Source organism: Streptococcus sp. 2579 (assembly GCF_013277195.1).
Classification (GTDB): Bacteria; Bacillota; Bacilli; order Lactobacillales; family Streptococcaceae; genus Streptococcus.
The window spans coordinates 76,883-95,067 of the sequence record NZ_VMMM01000017.1 but is presented as its reverse complement, the minus strand read 5'-3'; the positions used below and the strand labels follow the sequence as shown (position 1 = coordinate 95,067).

Genomic DNA, 18,185 nt, shown 5'->3' with positions numbered 1-18,185 from the left:
AACTACAACAAAAAGGCTCTATACTATCTCACAGTGAGTAATCTTCACTTTCAGATAGTATAGAGATTTTTATTTACCTAGTATAGCTCTTATCTTAGGCGTTTATAACAAACTGAAACAAGAACAATACAAAAGAGCCTCGTAAAAGGTATTGCAACTTGGTAATACCTTTTTGAGGTGCTTTTTGATATGAGCCCATGTCTTCTCAATAGGATTGTACTCCGGTGAGTAGAGAGGAAGAGGTAAAAATTTATGCCCAAACTCTTCACACAAGACTTCTATCTTAGCCATTCTATGGAATCTTGTATTATCCATAATAATAACTGATGGTTTGTTTAATGTTGGTAAGAGAAATTTCTGAAACCATGCTTCAAAAAAGTCGCTCGTCATCCTCTCTTCGTAGGTCATTGGAGCGATTAACTCACCATTCATTTGTTAATCCTGCAACCAAAGAAATCCTCTGATATCTTCTTCCAGATACTTTGCCTCTTATTATCTGACCTTTTAAAGAGCGACCATATTCTCGATAAAAATAAGTATCGAATCCTGTTTCATCAATATAAACAGGTGCTAGGTGCTTTAAACTATTAAAATTCTTAAGAAATAAAGCTACTTTTTCTAGGTCTTGTTCATGGATAGTATAGTACTGTATGGTTACCGAACAAGTCTAATGAAAAAATTCTGATGATAGTTCTAAATCTCAATAATCGCTTGGGTTCCATGATCCAACTCCAGCAAGACATCTATACTTGTATAGAAAATCCTGCCCTGAATAAGGGGATGTAAATATTGCTTTCCTCCAAAATGATCATAGTTTTACTGGCAAATCTAACATATTACGGATAAATTAACAAGTGATTTCTGAATTGCTAAACATTTTCCTTTCTTATAGCATATTTTCAGATTTTCTCTTTGAGAAAGATATTTCCAAAAAAAGGTTCGTTTTTTTATCTATTTTCAAAAAATCCCAAAAACTGAATTGAAAGAATTTTTAGAAAATTTCTGTTTTTTTCTTTACAGTGAAAAAAAATTCTGCTATAATGACTCATGTAATAAAATATGACAATAAAAGGAGAACGATATGACATCTGCTAAAGAATATATCCAAAGCGTGTTTGAAACTGTAAAAGCTCGTAACGGGCACGAGGCTGAATTCCTCCAAGCTGTTGAAGAATTTTTCAACACTTTAGAACCTGTATTTGAAAAACACCCTGAGTATATCGAAGAAAATATCTTGGCACGTATTACTGAGCCTGAGCGCGTGATTTCTTTCCGTGTTCCTTGGGTTGACCGTGATGGAAAAGTTCAAGTAAACCGTGGCTACCGTGTTCAATTCAACTCAGCTGTTGGACCATACAAAGGCGGACTTCGTTTCCACCCAACTGTAAACCAAGGGATCTTGAAATTCCTCGGATTTGAACAAATCTTTAAAAATGTCTTAACTGGACTTCCTATCGGTGGAGGTAAAGGTGGATCAGACTTCGATCCTAAAGGTAAAACAGATGCTGAAGTGATGCGCTTCTGCCAAAGCTTTATGACTGAATTGCAAAAATACATTGGGCCATCACTTGACGTACCTGCTGGTGATATCGGTGTAGGTGGACGTGAAATTGGTTATCTTTACGGTCAATACAAGCGTCTTAACCAATTTGATGCTGGTGTCTTGACTGGTAAACCTCTTGGATTTGGTGGTAGCTTGATCCGTCCAGAAGCAACTGGTTACGGTTTGGTTTATTACACTGAAGAAATGCTCAAAGCTAACGGTAATAGCTTTGCTGGTAAGAAAGTGGTCATTTCAGGTTCTGGTAACGTTGCTCAATATGCTCTTCAAAAAGCAACTGAACTCGGCGCTACTGTCATCTCTGTATCTGACTCAAATGGCTATGTCATCGATGAAAATGGTATCGACTTTGATCTTTTGGTTGATGTTAAAGAAAAACGTCGCGCCCGTTTGACTGAGTATGCAGCTGAGAAAGCAACTGCTACTTATCATGAAGGTTCTGTATGGACTTACGCTGGAAACTATGACATCGCTCTTCCATGTGCTACTCAAAACGAAATCAACGGTGAAGCAGCTAAACGTATAGTAGCTCAAGGCGTTATCTGTGTATCTGAAGGTGCCAACATGCCAAGCGACCTTGATGCTATCAAAGTTTACAAAGAAAATGGTATCTTCTACGGACCTGCCAAAGCTGCCAATGCTGGTGGTGTAGCCGTTTCAGCCCTTGAAATGAGCCAAAACAGTCTTCGCCTCTCATGGACTCGTGAAGAAGTTGATGGACGTCTCAAAGACATCATGACAAATATCTTCAACACAGCTAAAACAACTTCAGAAACATACGGTCTTGATAAAGACTACCTTGCAGGAGCTAACATTGCTGCCTTTGAAAATGTAGCAAACGCTATGATTGCCCAAGGTATTGTTTAAGATTTATTTGCTCAATCCTCAATCACTACGATTGGGGATTTTTAGCTTGAATTAAACAGTTGGAAAATTACTTACTCGCCCCCTTTTTTGCCCCCTGGCACATAAAAATAAAAACCGCTAGTCCTAAGAATAACGGTTTAATCATGTTTTTAAGCTACTAATGTAGTCGCTCTATTATTTAAATAAAATGAAGTGTTATGAATAACTTCAATATCTTTAAAGTTTTTTGTTAGATTTATAATTTCAACTATAGCCATCTCTACTCGTTAGTTTACAGCAAAAAATTATGCTTAATTATTATTGTTTTTGTAAACAATCAGCGAACCCAATACTATTCCATTCAACAAGCCTAAAGAAATACCATATTCAACTGGAAAATCTAAAAAAATTGCAAACACTATTCCAATCATCACCCCTAGTGAGGCTGCTGTTGAAATTACATATTCATTTTCTTTCTTCATTTTCTGTACACCTCATTTCCTTTTTGTATATAAGCTCTAGTCATCTCCACCAAGAGCCATTAAGTACTTATGATTTCCTGACTCAACAATCTTACCACCTTTCATTACAAAAATAATATCCCGCATCCTTAATCGATAACAATCTGTGAACTACAATTATTTGAGTACAGCCCTGACTTTTTATATACTTTGTTATTCTTTCCTCATTAATAGTGTCTAATGCACTAGTTGCCTCATCTAAAATTACAATACTAGGATTATTTATTAATGCACGTGCCAGTGCTATCCGTTGTCTTTGAATACCTGAAATATTTGAACCCATCTCTGAGATGATAGTATTAAATTTCATCGGCATAGCCATGATTTCATCATAGATTTGAACTGCTTTACAAACTTCCTCTATCTTTTGTGAAGTAACTTCGTGCTTTAAAGTTATATTATCAAGAATACTTCTGTTCAATAAAAATGAATCCTGTGGAACTACTCCTAAATTTTGACTTAATATTTTTTTATCTATTTGATTAATATTTACACCATCAAATAAAACTTTTCCTGTATCAATCTTATATAATCCTGATGGTATTTTTGATAACGTACTTTTTCCTGACCCCGGTTGACCGACTAGTGCAATTCTCTGTCCTGAATCAATAGTCAAATTTAAATTTTCTATTACAGGAGCTGAGTCTTTGGAATAAGAGAAAGATAGGCCCTTAATATCTATTCTACTTCAAACGTTTCTAAACTATACTCCGGAAAATAATTTAACCAATAATTAACCATACTATCTTTCATCGTATCCTCCAACCAGTACTAAGAGTCTGGGACAAAAGTCTAACCTTAAATATAAAAAGCTAACAAAACGAGTTATCTGACACTCAGAATTCTGTCTTATTCGCTTTTTTGTCTAATCTATCGATTTTTAAAATTTATAATCAAGAATTCCTAAAATCAAAATCTTTTTGTCCCAGACTCTTAGGTGTACACCTAAACATTTTATCCACCGACAATAATAATATCCATTACCAACAATAAAATTGGGGAATTTTTTAAAATTTTCTTCATATTTAGACTTCCTTTCAGTTTTTATTTATTGTACAATAAATAAGAATCAATTACTTTTTTGTTGGGAAAACGGGAAAATTATGAAATCAAAACTTGGTATCACACTCAGAAAAGTTCGTAAAGGAAAACAAATCAGTTTATGTTCTGTTGCTGACGAGCATCTTTCTAAATCTCAAATATCTCGATTCGAACGTGGAGAATCAGAAATCTCATGTATTAGACTAATCAATATTTTAGACAAGTTGCACGTTACCCTAGATGAGTTTCTTATTTTACACGATGATGACTACACCAATAGTGAATCATTTGCTAACCTAGTTCAATATATTCGTAAACAATACTCATCACAAAGTATTGATAATATAGCGTGCCTACTATCTGACACTACAAATTACACTCTAGATCCTTTAGAGAAAACTATGGTAAAATCCATTCTGCACACAATGGATTCGAGGATCATTCCATCAGATGAAGAACTACTTCAACTGACAGACTATCTTTTTAAAGTCGAAAAATGGGGTTACTATGAGATTATTATATTTGGTAACTGTGCACGAACAATTAACTACAATTCCTACTTCTTATTGACAAAGGAATTGTTAAAGAATTATATCTACTCTTCTCTGAATAAAACCAATAAACGAATGGTCACTCAACTTGCTATAAATTGTTTAATTCTTAGTATAGATGAGGAAAAATTTTCTAATTGTTCCTATTTAATTAGTGAGATAAAAACATTATTAGATAATGAATTTAACTTCTATGAACAGACAGTTTTTCTCTATGCAACTGGATACTATGAATTTAAACGCCAATTAAGTAGTGGAATTGAAAAAATGAAACAGGCCATACAAGTTCTCGATATTTTAAGAGAAGACAAGTTAAGATTACACCATACTGATCATTTTAATAAACTAGTAAATAAAAAATAAATGAAATTATTCTCTATATTTTAACGAATTAGTCGTAAATACTATTATTCTAGTAAAGCATTCTCGTGAAATTTTAGGACTGTAAATTTATTGGTATTAATAATTTTCACAAACGAATCCTGTCTTCTAGCTATCTCCTCATATTCATTAATTTCATTACCAAGTTCCTGTTGTAATTTTAAAATATCTGTATTGAGTCGATCTAACGTTATTGATTCCGTCATGTTCATTTGGGCAAAATCATACTTAGCTAATTTTCTAGTCTCATGATCTTCACTCTTCAAATTGATAAGGACTTCCACCATCTTGTTTAAGGTGGCGATTTTTTCTTGGGTTTCTTCTAGCTTCATATCAATCTCTGCAATTTCTAATACAAGCTCATCTTTGATTTCTTGGTATTGTTTGTTCGTGTTAGATAGTTCAATCATAAGATTAATTTCAGAAATCTTGTCTTAAAGACTTTTTAAAGTTGGTCGTCTATATGGGAGTTTTTGGCTATCGTTGCTCAATTATCTGATTAAAGTCCTACCCTTGATGAAACAATTATTATCCTTGTTTTCTTTATTATAGACAAAGTAAAAAGACGTTTCTCGAATGTAGACTTTATATTTTTTCTGATTGTCTTCCTCAAAAATATCTAGCTGGTAGTTAGGAATAAAGATGAGTCCACTCTGTTTAATACCAAACGAAACCCGGATATAGATACCATCATCAACCAACTTCTCTATCTGATTATCCGTAAGTTCAATCTCAAACTCATGGATAGCATCTCGTTTTTCCTTGTATTTCTTGAAGGCTTCCTCGATTTCTTCAGCGGAGACTTTCTCCTTATGCTGCTCCTCTCGAAAAGTCTGAAAATCTTCCTGAAGATTTTCTAATGCTTGAATATCTCTAACTTCTCTATCTTCAAAATAACGATTAAAAAATTGAACATCGTACAATTTCTTATCGCTAATTTTTTTATGATTCAGGCTTATCTTTTGATTATCTTCTTCCAGGATAAAAGTTACATTTTTTTGTTTTAAGTCAATGGTTAGATTCAATTCTTTTGCTTTTGTTATTAAATCTTCTAAAGAATTGACACGGTTCAACAAAAATTCTAAACGACTTTCAATCTCTTGTTTGGCAAAATGTATTCTAAAAAATTCTTCATCATATAAATCTCGTTTGCTGAGTTGGCGTCCTCGAATTGGTTTTATCATCGTTCTATCTGTCATCAAAAAACGGCTATGCTTTTGACTAAAATCAATCTGAACATACAACTGCTTTGCTTTCTCTAAAAAATCATCAAACGATTTAGATTGCTGCAACAAATATCCACAGAGGACTTGTACCTCAGATGTACACTATGCCTGTCGGACAAAGAAAAAAGTAGGCTAAATTTCTAACCTACTTTTTCTGACTCTACTCTGATAAAGCCGTCTCATATATAGACATTTTATGCTTGAAGGAATCTTTTCCTCCCTCTAATTGATTGATGATATGATTTTTTATATATTTTTCACTAACATATCCCTGTGATTCAATCCATCCGTTAACTCCATCTGACTCCATAATAACAACTTGATCTGTCATAGAATTTGTTACAATTGTAGCATTATGTGTTGCTAAAATAATTTGACGTTGAGCTTTCACATCTCTAAACTGCTGAACTAAATGCCTGTAAATATAACGATTGTCTAGATTGTCTTCAGGCTGATCAATAATCAATGGTCTGAAGTCTTTAGAATAATCACTATATGCTAATAAAAAATCAAGCATGGCTACAACTTTTTGTCCCAAACTTAATACACCAACTTCTTTATAGACAATATCAAGTTGGTGCGAAGATTCTTTCGAGTTAATATTAAACTCCAAAAATAACCTTTCATTAGCTACATGCTCTTTTAAAACTCTTTTAAACTCATTTAATAAACTACTATTTTCAATTAAAGAGTAGATACTCTTTTTTAAATGCGTAATGTTGTATTCATTAATTTCAGATTTATCTCTCCAATTATTTTCTTGTTTTGCAAAATTATCTTCAGAGATACTTTTTAAAAGCATAAAATACTTATTAGGGATATTTTGTCTTACAATGACTTTAACAAATTCTTTCAATCCTAATTCCCGATAGATAAGATATAAAACGTCTGCTACATCTTGCATACTAATTCTATAATTATCAAACGAAGAACGATTATTCTTGAAAAGATAATTTTCGAAATGCGGTTCTTCCCATCTATCAATTTGCTCATAACAAATTCTTAACTTACCAATCTGAGTTTCATTAAAATCCTCAATAATTTCGAGTATTAATTGCTTCCGCTGTTTTAAATATTCATCAAGTTCCTTTAATTTTGCTTCAAACGATTCGAGTGTCTGAGTTCTTAGCCCATAGTCTGGTCTCGGTAATTTTTTATTTTTAATCATTAAATTAGAAATAAATTCTGTAATTTTTTCACCGTCAGCTGTTTTAACTAACTCATTAACAGAATATCTCCTATCAAACATTTTCTCTAAAATTCTAGTTTTATCAACTAATTTAAAATGGTTACCTTCAACTTTATAAACTTTTGTGTACTGAGACCGTGTCCATTCTTTAATAGAGTCAGAATTAAATATATAAGAATAGCCAAACCTATTCTCTCGATTTTGCCCATAATATTGTAAAATATTATCCTTATTTTCTTGTTTGACATCTGGCAAACTAACTTCAATAATATATTCAGTTTCTTCTAAAACATAGAGTACAAAAGCATTTGCATGGTTACATAGAAATTCCAATTTGCTTTGCTTATCACAATCTTGAGAAAGTACAAATTGTAACATATCAATTAATGTGCTTTTACCTGTACCTCTCCCTCCAATTAAACAATTCATAGATGGTGAAAATGTTAAAAAGAAGTCTTTATCTTTTTTTAACTTATCACCTGCAAGAAAACTTCTATTTTCCCCACGATTTTCTATATATAATCCTTTTATATAGGACTTTTGTTTAAAGCTTGGCTCACATAAACTAACTGATACATTATAATCAAACAATGCTTCTTGAAACATCTTGAAAGAAATTTTTCCACCTTTCAACCACAGATTGTTCTTCCCGAGTGAATCAATTTCGTGAGAATCATTATCTAATAGAAAATTGAGCTCACAATTAAAATCTGTTAATAGTTTTTTTCTAGAACCTTCAACAGAATTTATATTTTTAACACCAATAAATCGTGTGTTTTCTTTAGAAAAAATTTTTCGTTTATATGCACCTGATAAGTGAGAACCTTTTTTCAAAATGTTATAACTATTGAAATGAGCAATATAATTAACTATTTTTTGATTATTGAAATCTTTCATGATAGTCAGTGAATGTTGATAACTTCCATCTTTCTCACTTATAATATTTTCACTTAACCATTGATTAACCCATGACTCTTGTTCATAATCATATATACATACAATATGCAATTTATCTGCTGCACTAATTTCTACTCCATGTAAAATATGAGGATGTATATCATAAATCGGATAATTTTTCATTATGATTGAGACTGCCATTTGTAACTTTTTAATACCTTTGGTAGTATTATGATCAGTTACTACAACTATTTCTATTCCATTTTTTATGATTGCCTCTGCTAACATAAGAAAACTAATATATTCTTTTGAACTAGAAAAAACAACCTTATCAAAATTACTAAAAAAAATTGTCTTATCAACTTTTATTTTCTTATTTTCAAAAAATATATCATATAGTTCATCTTCAGTAATTTTTCTATATTTCGTTGCAGTCCAATTAGAAAATAGCTTGTAATCATAAGAAGCAGGTGTATGCAAATGAATTAAAGTCTTGTGAAAGCTACCGAATTTCTCTTTGGAATTTGTTAGTTCTTGATAAACAAACTTTATCTTGTTATTAAATCCTCTCACTTCTACTCTCCTAAAAATATCAATTGTTTATTTTTCAAGTAATTCATTAAGTCTCTTTTCCCCCACCTTCAACATCTCTTTCTCTACCTTGCTCCATTTTCCGAAGAGGCATTCTTGTAGCACTTCTGCTGCTGAAGTTTTATCTTCTCCTGAATCATATACACAACTTCTATCTCGTTGATAAATTTGAATTCTTTCAAAGATAGCCAGTTCTTCCAATTGTCGTGTATTATCAACTAGATGATTTACAATGAAATCATGATGTTCTTTTGGAGTTGCGCGTGCTTGATTTGGATTGACAGCGTACAGTTCTTCGTATCGGATAAGGGTGCTCAGATAGGACAATTTGGGCTTTGTCGCAATTAAGGCTAATTGTACTTCATATCCCTCACTTTTCAAGAGTTGTGCTGTTTTCTTTGGAACATCTATCGTTCGTAAAGTTCCCTCAATCAAAAGATTGTATCCCAAATGACTCAATTCGGTTACTAAAGACTCTACCATTTTCCCTGCAAAATCCTTGGTGTATTCAACGCTATCTTTGCCATATTCTTGCTGCAGTTCTAAATAGTGTGGATGCTGAGAACGAAAACTATCGCCATCTATGATAACAATATTTCCTTGAAATTCTTTCTGTTTAATACGATGAATTGTAGTCTTGCCAGCACCACTTTGCCCTCCAAGCAAAATCGCTATAGGTTGCTTACTGAACTTTTTTCCTCTTGTCAGAGAACGAAGATTCCGTGCCAAAGCATGTTTGAATTCACTATCGGTATAATCTTGGATTTCCATTAGGCTACCATCCGTTTTTCAGATATCTCTAACATACGTTCAATTCCATCCAAATAACCGATATATCTCTCTATTTCATCAAAAGTTTCTACTAAATAGATATTCGTATGAATCAAGTCAGATAGATCATCACTCATTAAAATCCAAGGATTAGATTCATCATCAATGCTAATTCCCTGACTATCTTGATAACGATAGAGTCGAGATAATAGATTAGCACCTCGTTCTTTCACAATTTCAATTTTTAAAGTCAATTCATAATCTTCAACAGGATTGAGCATTTTGTCTTCTCCTACGATATCAACATAAGATACATTAAACTTCTGACAAATGATATCTATTAGTTCCGTAGAGACTGGACTAGTTCCATTTTCATAACGACTCAAGCTATTGCGAGAAATTCCTATAATTTGGGCAAATTCGGGTTGTGTTAAGTCATGTGTTTTACGTAAGGATTTTATGTTCTTTCCAATCATGGCAAACTCCTTTATTTTTATAAATCCATTATAGCATAAAAAAGCAAAACGCACCAAAAATGGTGCGTTATTTCTTGTTTTTCTAGCCTAAACTTTACTTCTATAAAAGCCACCTTAAAGAGTAATTCCTTTTTCGGTGGCTTTTCAAAATACTATACATTAAAATACTCTTGTTTAATTTTTGTAAGCAAATTGTTAGCAACAGAAGTTACACCAACATGCATCCGTTCAGGATCAGAATAATCTAGATTACGAGCATAGACTTCTGTAACAGTCTGAGCAATACGCTCATCCAATTTATAATTGGAGGCTTTTAATAGTGCTTGAAATAATTCTGAACTATATAGTTTAATATTATTTTCCAATGATACTACTGCCATTTTTGTAACTCCTCTCCTGTTTTTGATTGATAAACCTTCTCTATTTTCATTATATCACAAAAAGATTGGTTGTGAATGGATAATTATTTAAAAGAATAGGGGTTTCTAAACTCAGCAAGCATTTCTTCTTTTGTAATTTCATTCTGACGAAAACGAGCTAAAGCTTGGGGTGGATTGTCATCAGTCTGAACACCATAGATAAAACCAAATTGGTGTTGTAATTCATCTGGATTTCCCCGATTTTGAAAGACAAATTCCGCAAAATCTAAATCTGACTCTGATTTTTTATGTTTTGCAAAATAGTGACAACGATAGTCAGGGGTCTTAAAAATTTCTACAAAATTTGAAATACGAAATTCTACTATAATTCGAATCTATACATAGCTTACTTCTGGTCATTTAAAACGAACCCTGTTCTCCAAAATAATTTTATTAAAAAGAAAAACCCTGCCAAATTAATTTTTGGTAGGGTTTTTGGTAGGAAACTAAATTAATTTATCAGTTTCTAAAATGTGTTCACGATTCTAAAAGGCTGATACTATAGTATCCCGAATTCTAATTGGTATATGCCTCTTATTTAAGAGTAACTGAAGCTCCAGCTTCTTCCAATTTAGCTTTGATTTCTTCAGCTTCTGCAGTTGCAACGCCTTCTTTAACAAGTGCTGGTGCACCGTCAACAAGTTCTTTAGCTTCTTTAAGTCCAAGACCTGTGATTTCACGTACAACTTTGATAACGCCAACTTTTTTGTCGCCTGCAGATGTCAGTTCAACGTCGAATGAATCTTTAGCAGCACCAGCGTCAGCAGCACCAGCTGCAGCAACAGCTACAGGAGCAGCTGCAGTTACACCAAATTCTTCTTCGATAGCTTTTACAAGGTCGTTCAATTCAAGGATTGAAGCTTCTTTAATTTCAGCAATAATGTTTTCAATGTTCAATGCCATTGTTATTTCCTCCAAATATGTTTTAAATTTATAATAGATTTTCGTAGCTAGGCTACGCTGCGTAGCTTAAGATTAAGCTGCGTCTTCTTTGTTGTCTGCAACCGCTTTGACTGCAAGAGCAACGTTGCGCACTGGCGCTTGAAGTACAGAAAGGAGCATAGAAAGAAGTCCTTCGCGGTTTGGAAGAGTTGCAAGAGCAAGAATCTCTTCTTTAGATGCGACAGCGCCTTCGATTGCACCACCTTTGATTTCAAGTGCTTCAGCGTTTTTAGAAAAGTCGTTCAAGATTTTCGCTGGTGCGATAACATCTTCGTTAGAAAATGCTACTGCAGATGGTCCAACAAATACAGATGCAAGATCTTCAAGACCAGCTTTTTCAGCTGCACGACGCAAGATTGAGTTTTTAATCACTTTATACTCAACTTCGCTTCCACGAAGCTCACGACGAAGAACTGTATCTTGCTCAACTGTCAAACCACGAGCGTCTACAACGACGATAGATGCAGCAGCTTTCATTTTTTCAGCTACTACGTCAACTAGTTCCGCTTTTTTAGCAATAATTGCTTCACTCATTAGTGTGTTCACCTCCGTTATTATTTTGCTTGGGGAAATTTTTCAAAAGAAAAACGCGCCCAAACCTAGACACGAAAGTACAATACGCTTCTTTTTACATGATACGTTTTGTCCTCGGTAGGATATTTATGAGTCGAACTCCCCTACTGTCTTAGGCAGTTTTTTCAAACCGTATATAAGTATAGCATAGTCAAAAAAAGAATGCAAGACTTTTGCAAACTTTTTTCGTGATTTTTCTTTTAAAGTTCTACTGTTAGGACTTGGCCTTGCTTAACAACCTGTTCTCCAGCGATATAAACATCATCAACGTCACTGGATTTAACAGCATAGACGAGGTGAGAAAGCATATTTTCCTGAGGTTGGAGATGAATTTTGCCTTGTGGTTGAATAACGAGAAAATCTGCCTTCTTGCCGACTTCTAGACTTCCTATCTGATTTTCCATTCCTAGGACCTTAGCCCCTTCGATTGTTAGTGCCTTGAGAGCTGTTTCAATAGGGAATTGGCTGGCATCCCCACTTTTCATCTTCTGAAGAAGGGCTGCAGTCCGTCCTTCCTCAAACATATCTAGATTGTTATTGGAGGCAACCGAATCCGTCGCAATTCCGACTGCTACTCCTGCTTTTTGCAGTTGAATGATAGGAGCAATCCCTGATGCCAGTTTGAGGTTACTAATAGGATTGTGGGCAATAGACACTTGAGAAGTTGCCAAGCGTTCAATTTCTCTCTCGTTTAATTCGACCCCGTGAGCAAAGACAGACGGATGATCTAAGTAACCCAGTTCTTCAAGAAAGGCGAGGGGGCGTTTGCCGTATCGTTTCAGGATAATTCCTGACTCCTCCTTGGTCTCCGCCACGTGGATATGGATTGGAATAGCAAGCTCTTTTGCCATGTCTAAACTTTCTTCCAGCAAGTCTCTATCACAGCTGTAGGGAGAATGTGGGGCTACCATCACCTTGAAATTTGGATTTTTATATCCAATAATTTCCTCAATGATTGCTCGAGTTCTGCTTATGGTCTCAGCAGTTGTCTCTGCCTCTGAAGAAAAAAGAGTCGGTGAGAAATAACAACGCATCTTGGAAGTTTTCACTGCCTGATAAATCCGTTCAATATCCACACCATTGGGATTATACATATCGTTAAAGGTTGTTGTTCCCGACTGGAGCATCTCTATCATAGCTTCTTTAACCGCTCTTGTAGTCATGTCGGGAGTAAATCCTGCTTCTGCTGGCCAGATATAGTCATTAAGCCATTCATGGAGATTGCTATCATCTCGAATTCCTCTCAATCCTGTCATAGCAGAATGGGTGTGACAATTGACCAAACCAGGCATAATCCAGGCCCCCTGATAGTCTATAATCTGCTCAGCTTGCTCTAAAATCTCTGACTGCTCTTGACCGACATAGACTATTTGAGAATCCTTAACAGCTAAGATTCCATCTAGATAAACATGGAAATCTTTGTCACAAGTCACGATATTTACATGATGAAAGACTTTCATTCTAGGCTCCTTTTCTAAAAGACAATTTACAGTGAACAATTTTTCTAGCTATTGTAACAAAAAAGTCACCCGAAGGCAACTTTTTTCGTCCATAAACTTTCAAAAGAGAATGGCTTATTCAGAGCTAAAAGCTGCAGCTTGCTGCATTTGGTAATACTTGCCTTTTCTAGCCATGAGGTCCTGATGATTGCCATGCTCCACAATATCGCCATCCACCAAGACAAGAATCAAATCTGCATCCTGAATAGTTGACAAACGGTGAGCAATGATAAAGCTTGTACGCCCCTTCATGAGTTTAGCAAAGGCATCCTGTACCAGCACTTCTGTCCGCGTATCGATGGATGAAGTTGCTTCGTCTAAGATAAGAATCTTTGGAATAGCCAGAAAGACTCGGGCGATGGTCAGGAGCTGGGCTTGCCCAACAGAGAGAGATTCTCCTGCATTTTCCAACTTGGTATCGTATCCCTGTGGCAACTGTTGGATGAAAAAGTCCGCATTGGCTGCTTTGGCAGCAGTAATCACCTGCTCCCTACTGGCTTTAGGATTTCCAAAGGCAATATTGTCATGAATAGTCCCTTGCTTGAGCCAGGTTTCTTGGAGCACCATGCCAAACTGCTGGCGTAAAGAGGCACGACTATAGTCATAAATGGATTTCCCATCCAGCAAGATATCTCCTGAATTAATGGGATAAAAACGCATGAGGAGATTGATAAGGGTTGATTTGCCAGCACCTGTCGGACCAACAATGGCAACCTTGCTACCAGCTGGAATAGCGATAGATAAGTCCTTAATCAAAATCTTTTCAGGATGGTAACCAAAAGAGACATGTTTAAAGGAAATAGCTCCCTTAACTTGGTCACTGGTCAAGACTTCCTTGCCTGTTTCAGCAACCTCAGGACTTTCTAAGACAGCATAGACGCGCTCTGCACAAGCCAGAGCACTTTGCAACTCAGCTAGCACTGAAGAAATATCGTTAAAAGGCTTGGTGTACTGTTGAACATAGTTCAAAAAAGTCACTAAACGCCCAATGGTCAAGGTGGAACCCATCATGATACGATAAGCTCCCACTCCAGCTAGAAGGGCATAAATAAGCGCATTGACAAAGCGAGTCGAAGGATTGACCGTTGAAGAATAAAAGATAGCTGACTGCGAATAACCTGCATAGTTGGCATTCGCCTCGTGCAGTCTTTGGATAAAATCTTCTTGAGCATTAAAGGACTGGATAATGGTCTGCTGGCTCAACGATTCTTCAATCAACTGAGTCTGAATTCCCCTCGTCTCTGTTTGCTTTTGGAAGTGATGATAGGAGCGTTTGGCAATAAAGCGTGAGATTACCATAGACAGTGGCGTCAACAGCAAGACCAAAAGAGTCATGAGGAGATGAATTTGAATCATGGCTAGAATGCTGACTAAAATCATCAAGACACCAATGAAGAATTGGTTAAAGATCATGATCAAGCCAGCTGCCAACTGTTCTATGTCTGTTGTCACCCGACTGACCATCTCCCCACTGCCTTGCCGATCCACAAAGGCAATCGGTAAACGATGGAGCTTATGGATGATTCGCTCTCGTAAGTCTCTGGTATAAGAGAAAATTAGGCGATTATAGAGGAGAGGATTGGCCCACTGCACAAGGGTATTTCCTATGACCACCAAGATCATTTGAATAAAGATCTGCCAAAAAACTGGTGAAGAACCAGCCACTAGGACTTGGTCGATGACCTGCCCAATCAGAATAGGTAGGTAAATTGATAAACCAACTTGGGCAATAGTTCCTAGAAAGGCTAGAAAAAGGAGGAAGGGATGGCTTGCTAAATCTTTGGCCAAACGTTTGAGAGTCTGGTTTGCAGTTTGTCGTCTCATGCTAGTCCTCCTTTCCATGTTGGGATGCATTGATTTCACGATAGACTTGACTAGATTTCATCAAGTCCTCGTGCTTGCCGATAGCTAGGAGATCACCTTTTTCTAAGAGGAGAATCTGGTCTGCCATCTGTAAAGTCGATGTTCGTTGAGAAATCAAAATTAAGTTCGTATTTGGCAAATTTTCTCGAATAGCTTTCAAGAGTTTGGACTCAGTGATAGTGTCCAGTGCCGAGGTAGCATCATCTAAGATGAGAAACGGTGCCTGGTGCAAGACTGCTCGTGCGATAGACAACCGTTGTTTTTGTCCACCTGAGAAATTTCGACCTCCTGCCTCAACTAGGGCATCCAAGAGTCCTTCCTTTTCACTGACAAAATCCTTGGCTTGCGCGATTTCCAAGGCTTGCCAGAGTTCTTGGTCTCTTACTTCTTGATTGAAACCTAGAGTCAAGTTGGAACGAATAGTTCCCTTAAAGAGTTCGACTTTTTGGGGCACATAGGCAATCCAAGACCGCCACTGCTCAAGATTACGAGGACTAAATCCATCTCGATAAAGGTCTATGCTCCCCTTGTCTGCTGGATAAAGTCCAAGGATGAGTTGTACTAAGCTTGATTTACCAGAACCTGTTCCCCCAATAATACCAAGGATTTGCCCTTGCTGCATATCAAAGGAAATGTCTCTCAAAGAAGGCTGGGCCGCATCAGGATAGGTAAAGGTCAGTTCTTGAACTTGTATAATCTGATCACTGGTAACTTGCTTTTTCTCTAATTCTGAATGGATATCCTCTGGAGCTTCAGCAAAGACTTCCTCGATTCGCTTAGCAGAGATGTAAGACTGGTTTAGAGAATTGATCAGCATGGCGAGCTTGACCAATTCCACCAAGATCTGTAGGAGATAATTAATAAGGGCAATGAGAGCACCTTGACTTAGCAATCCTCCTTGAATAGAAATATAGCCTTGCCAGATAATAACGAGAAGAGTTCCATTAACAATCAGATAGGTCAGAGGTGTTAATAAACTAGACCAGAAACCTGTCTTTTCTTGTAATCTAGCATAGACTTGGTTAAGGGTTTGAAAAATTTGTAACTCTCGTTTTTCTTGACCAAAAGCACGAATAACCCGCATCCCTTGTAATTGCTGGCGTGTTTCCTGAACCAGTTGGTCCGTTTTCTTTCTAAGACTACTGTAGAGAGGATTAACCAGTCTAGAGAGTCCTACAATGACGATGGTCAAAATGACAACCATGACCAAGAACCAGAAAGTCAGCTCAGCTGAGATGCGATAGGCCATAAAGATTGCCCCAAAAACGATAATAGGCGCTCGCAAAAAGAGACGCAGGAATTGATTGATACCAGTCTGAATCTGGTAGGTATCTGAAGTCAAGCGAGTCACCAAGCTAGAAGTGGTCAGACGATCTCTACTATCCTTGGGCAAGGAAAGAATATGACGATAAAGATCGTTTGTCAATTCCTTGGCAAAACCTACTGCTGCCTTTGCTGAGTAAAATTGAGCTATCAAGGCCACTAAAACGCCAATCACTGCAAATATAAGGAGCAGGCCAATCTGCATCCAGAGATGCCCTTGATTTCTCTGAGGCAAGGATTGGTCAACAATCCCAGCAATCACCATGGGAACCAAGAGCTCAAACACAGCTTCTAACAGCTTGAACAGAGGGGCTAAAATCGATTCCTTAATGTAGGGTTTGAAGTAAGATAATAAGTGTTTCATAAATCCCTTCTATTCGTATTCTAGAAATGAAGAAAGTGGGAAGCGCCCACCATCTCTGTTTTATTTGTTTAAGTAAGGCAATAGATAACTATATCCTTCCTCTTCCATCTCATCCTTGGCCACAAAGCGCAGAGAGGCAGAGTTGATACAGTAACGGAGGCCACCTAACTCCCGAGGGCCATCTGTGAAAACATGACCCAAGTGAGCATTGCCTGACCGAGAACGAACCTCGATTCGCTCCATTCCATGGCTCATGTCCTTGTAATAATGAATCAATTCCTTGGAAATCGGACGGCTAAAACTTGGCCAACCACATCCTGAGGCAAACTTATCCTTGGCGAAAAAGAGTGGCTCACCCGTCGTGATGTCTACATAAATCCCTTCTTCAAAGGTTTGGTCATAGGCATTGGTAAATGGAGCCTCTGTAGCAGCTTCTTGGGTAACACGATAGGATTCTTCTGATAAACTTTCCTTTAACATCTCTTGACTAGGCTTTTCATAGTTAGAGGCATCAATCAATGGCTTCTCAGCATCAGTCACATCGATATGACAATAACCTGAAGGATTTTTCTTAAGATAGTCTTGGTGGTAATCTTCAGCTAGAATGTAATGACGTAGTTTCTCCACTTCCACTGCAATCTTTCGACCAAGCATGCGCTCCTGCTCCTGCACCACTGTGTAGATAGCTGGCAAGTCTGCTTCATCCTGGTAATATATACCGGTCCGATACTGACGTCCACGGTCATTCCCTTGTTGATTGATGGATAAAGGGTCGATGACACGGAAATAATAAAGTAAAATCTCTCTGAATGCTACTTCCTTCTCATCGTAAATCACTTGAACCGTTTCTGCATGGTCTGTTTCCTTGAGCAACTGGTAATTGGTCGTTTCGACTTGCCCATTAGCGTAGCCAACACTGGTTGCTAGCACTCCAGAAATGCGTGAAAAATATTCCTCTAGGCCCCAAAAACAACCGCCTGCTAGATAAATTTCTGTCATCTTTATTTCTCCTTTATCAAGTTTTTAACTAATACTCTTCGAAAATCTCTTCAAACCACGTCACCTTACATCTGCAACCTCAAAACAGTATTTTGAGCTAACTTCGTCAGTTCTATCCACAACCTCAAAACACTGTTTTGAGCTGACTTCGT

Annotated in this window: 14 protein-coding genes, 2 pseudogenes and 1 other annotated feature; of the genes and pseudogenes, 2 read left to right on the top strand and 14 right to left on the bottom strand. The window is 36.5% G+C overall.

Translation table 11 applies throughout. The features are described from left to right. Positions 1–102: 102 nt before the first annotated feature. A pseudogene (locus HT725_RS08065) lies at positions 103–640 on the bottom strand (transposase); the annotation flags it as partial. 441 nt (positions 641–1,081) lie between these two features. On the opposite strand from HT725_RS08065, the gene gdhA reads away from it, so the two are divergent. Beyond that, a complete protein-coding gene (gdhA, locus tag HT725_RS08060; RefSeq protein ID WP_173219087.1) occupies positions 1,082–2,428 on the top strand; it encodes an NADP-specific glutamate dehydrogenase in 1,347 nt (448 codons plus the stop codon). 290 nt (positions 2,429–2,718) lie between these two features. Here the strand turns inward: gdhA and HT725_RS08055 are convergent, their stop codons facing one another. Together HT725_RS08055 and HT725_RS08050 are read right to left on the bottom strand one after the other, a co-directional pair. Then, a complete protein-coding gene (locus HT725_RS08055; protein WP_050243184.1) occupies positions 2,719–2,889 on the bottom strand; it encodes a hypothetical protein in 171 nt (56 codons plus the stop codon). Between the two features lie 91 nt (positions 2,890–2,980). Next, a complete protein-coding gene (locus tag HT725_RS08050; RefSeq protein ID WP_226946486.1) occupies positions 2,981–3,544 on the bottom strand; it encodes an ATP-binding cassette domain-containing protein in 564 nt (187 codons plus the stop codon). Between the two features lie 487 nt (positions 3,545–4,031). Between HT725_RS08050 and HT725_RS08045 the strand changes: the two genes are divergently transcribed. Then, on the top strand, positions 4,032–4,883 hold the full coding sequence (locus tag HT725_RS08045; protein WP_050243183.1) for an Rgg/GadR/MutR family transcriptional regulator: 852 nt from the start codon (positions 4,032–4,034) through the stop codon (positions 4,881–4,883). A gap of 44 nt (positions 4,884–4,927) precedes the next feature. Here the strand turns inward: HT725_RS08045 and HT725_RS10280 are convergent. From HT725_RS10280 to msrB, 11 genes and pseudogenes are all read right to left on the bottom strand, one after another. Beyond that, positions 4,928–6,199, bottom strand: a pseudogene (locus HT725_RS10280) (SAG1250 family conjugative relaxase); the annotation flags it as partial. 88 nt (positions 6,200–6,287) lie between these two features. After that, complete coding sequence (locus HT725_RS10465) at positions 6,288–8,786, bottom strand: Spaf_1101 family AAA-like ATPase (RefSeq protein ID WP_173253371.1); 2,499 nt, start codon at positions 8,784–8,786, stop codon at positions 6,288–6,290. Positions 8,787–8,813: 27 nt separating this feature from the next. After that, positions 8,814–9,575, bottom strand: coding sequence for a type II toxin-antitoxin system toxin PezT (pezT, locus tag HT725_RS08020; protein WP_173253370.1), 762 nt, complete (start codon positions 9,573–9,575; stop codon positions 8,814–8,816). Next, on the bottom strand, positions 9,575–10,051 hold the full coding sequence (gene pezA / locus HT725_RS08015; protein ID WP_112445231.1) for a type II toxin-antitoxin system antitoxin PezA: 477 nt from the start codon (positions 10,049–10,051) through the stop codon (positions 9,575–9,577). Before pezA ends, pezT begins: the two co-directional genes overlap by 1 nt. A 152-nt stretch (positions 10,052–10,203) precedes the next feature. Then, a complete protein-coding gene (locus tag HT725_RS08010) occupies positions 10,204–10,431 on the bottom strand; it encodes a hypothetical protein (protein WP_050243459.1) in 228 nt (75 codons plus the stop codon). A gap of 573 nt (positions 10,432–11,004) precedes the next feature. Then, a complete protein-coding gene (rplL, locus tag HT725_RS08005) occupies positions 11,005–11,373 on the bottom strand; it encodes a 50S ribosomal protein L7/L12 (protein WP_001196965.1) in 369 nt (122 codons plus the stop codon). A gap of 72 nt (positions 11,374–11,445) precedes the next feature. Continuing rightward, the gene (gene rplJ / locus HT725_RS08000) at positions 11,446–11,946 is read right to left on the bottom strand and encodes a 50S ribosomal protein L10 (RefSeq protein WP_001287277.1); all 501 of its coding nucleotides are present in this window, start codon (positions 11,944–11,946) and stop codon (positions 11,446–11,448) included. Between the two features lie 38 nt (positions 11,947–11,984). After that, positions 11,985–12,120: a sequence feature (ribosomal protein L10 leader region), on the bottom strand. 65 nt (positions 12,121–12,185) lie between these two features. Further along, positions 12,186–13,445, bottom strand: coding sequence for a TRZ/ATZ family protein (locus HT725_RS07995; protein ID WP_173219093.1), 1,260 nt, complete (start codon positions 13,443–13,445; stop codon positions 12,186–12,188). A 114-nt stretch (positions 13,446–13,559) separates the two neighbouring features. Beyond that, positions 13,560–15,308 carry an ABC transporter ATP-binding protein gene (locus HT725_RS07990; RefSeq protein WP_112444054.1) on the bottom strand — a complete coding sequence of 583 codons (1,749 nt, stop codon included), beginning with the start codon at positions 15,306–15,308 and terminating at the stop codon, positions 13,560–13,562. Position 15,309: 1 nt separating this feature from the next. Next, positions 15,310–17,034, bottom strand: a complete 1,725-nt coding sequence (locus HT725_RS07985) for an ABC transporter ATP-binding protein (RefSeq protein ID WP_173219096.1) — start codon at positions 17,032–17,034, stop codon at positions 15,310–15,312. Positions 17,035–17,094: 60 nt separating this feature from the next. Continuing rightward, a complete protein-coding gene (gene msrB / locus HT725_RS07980; protein ID WP_173219099.1) occupies positions 17,095–18,033 on the bottom strand; it encodes a peptide-methionine (R)-S-oxide reductase MsrB in 939 nt (312 codons plus the stop codon). Between the last annotated feature and the right edge of the window lie 152 nt (positions 18,034–18,185).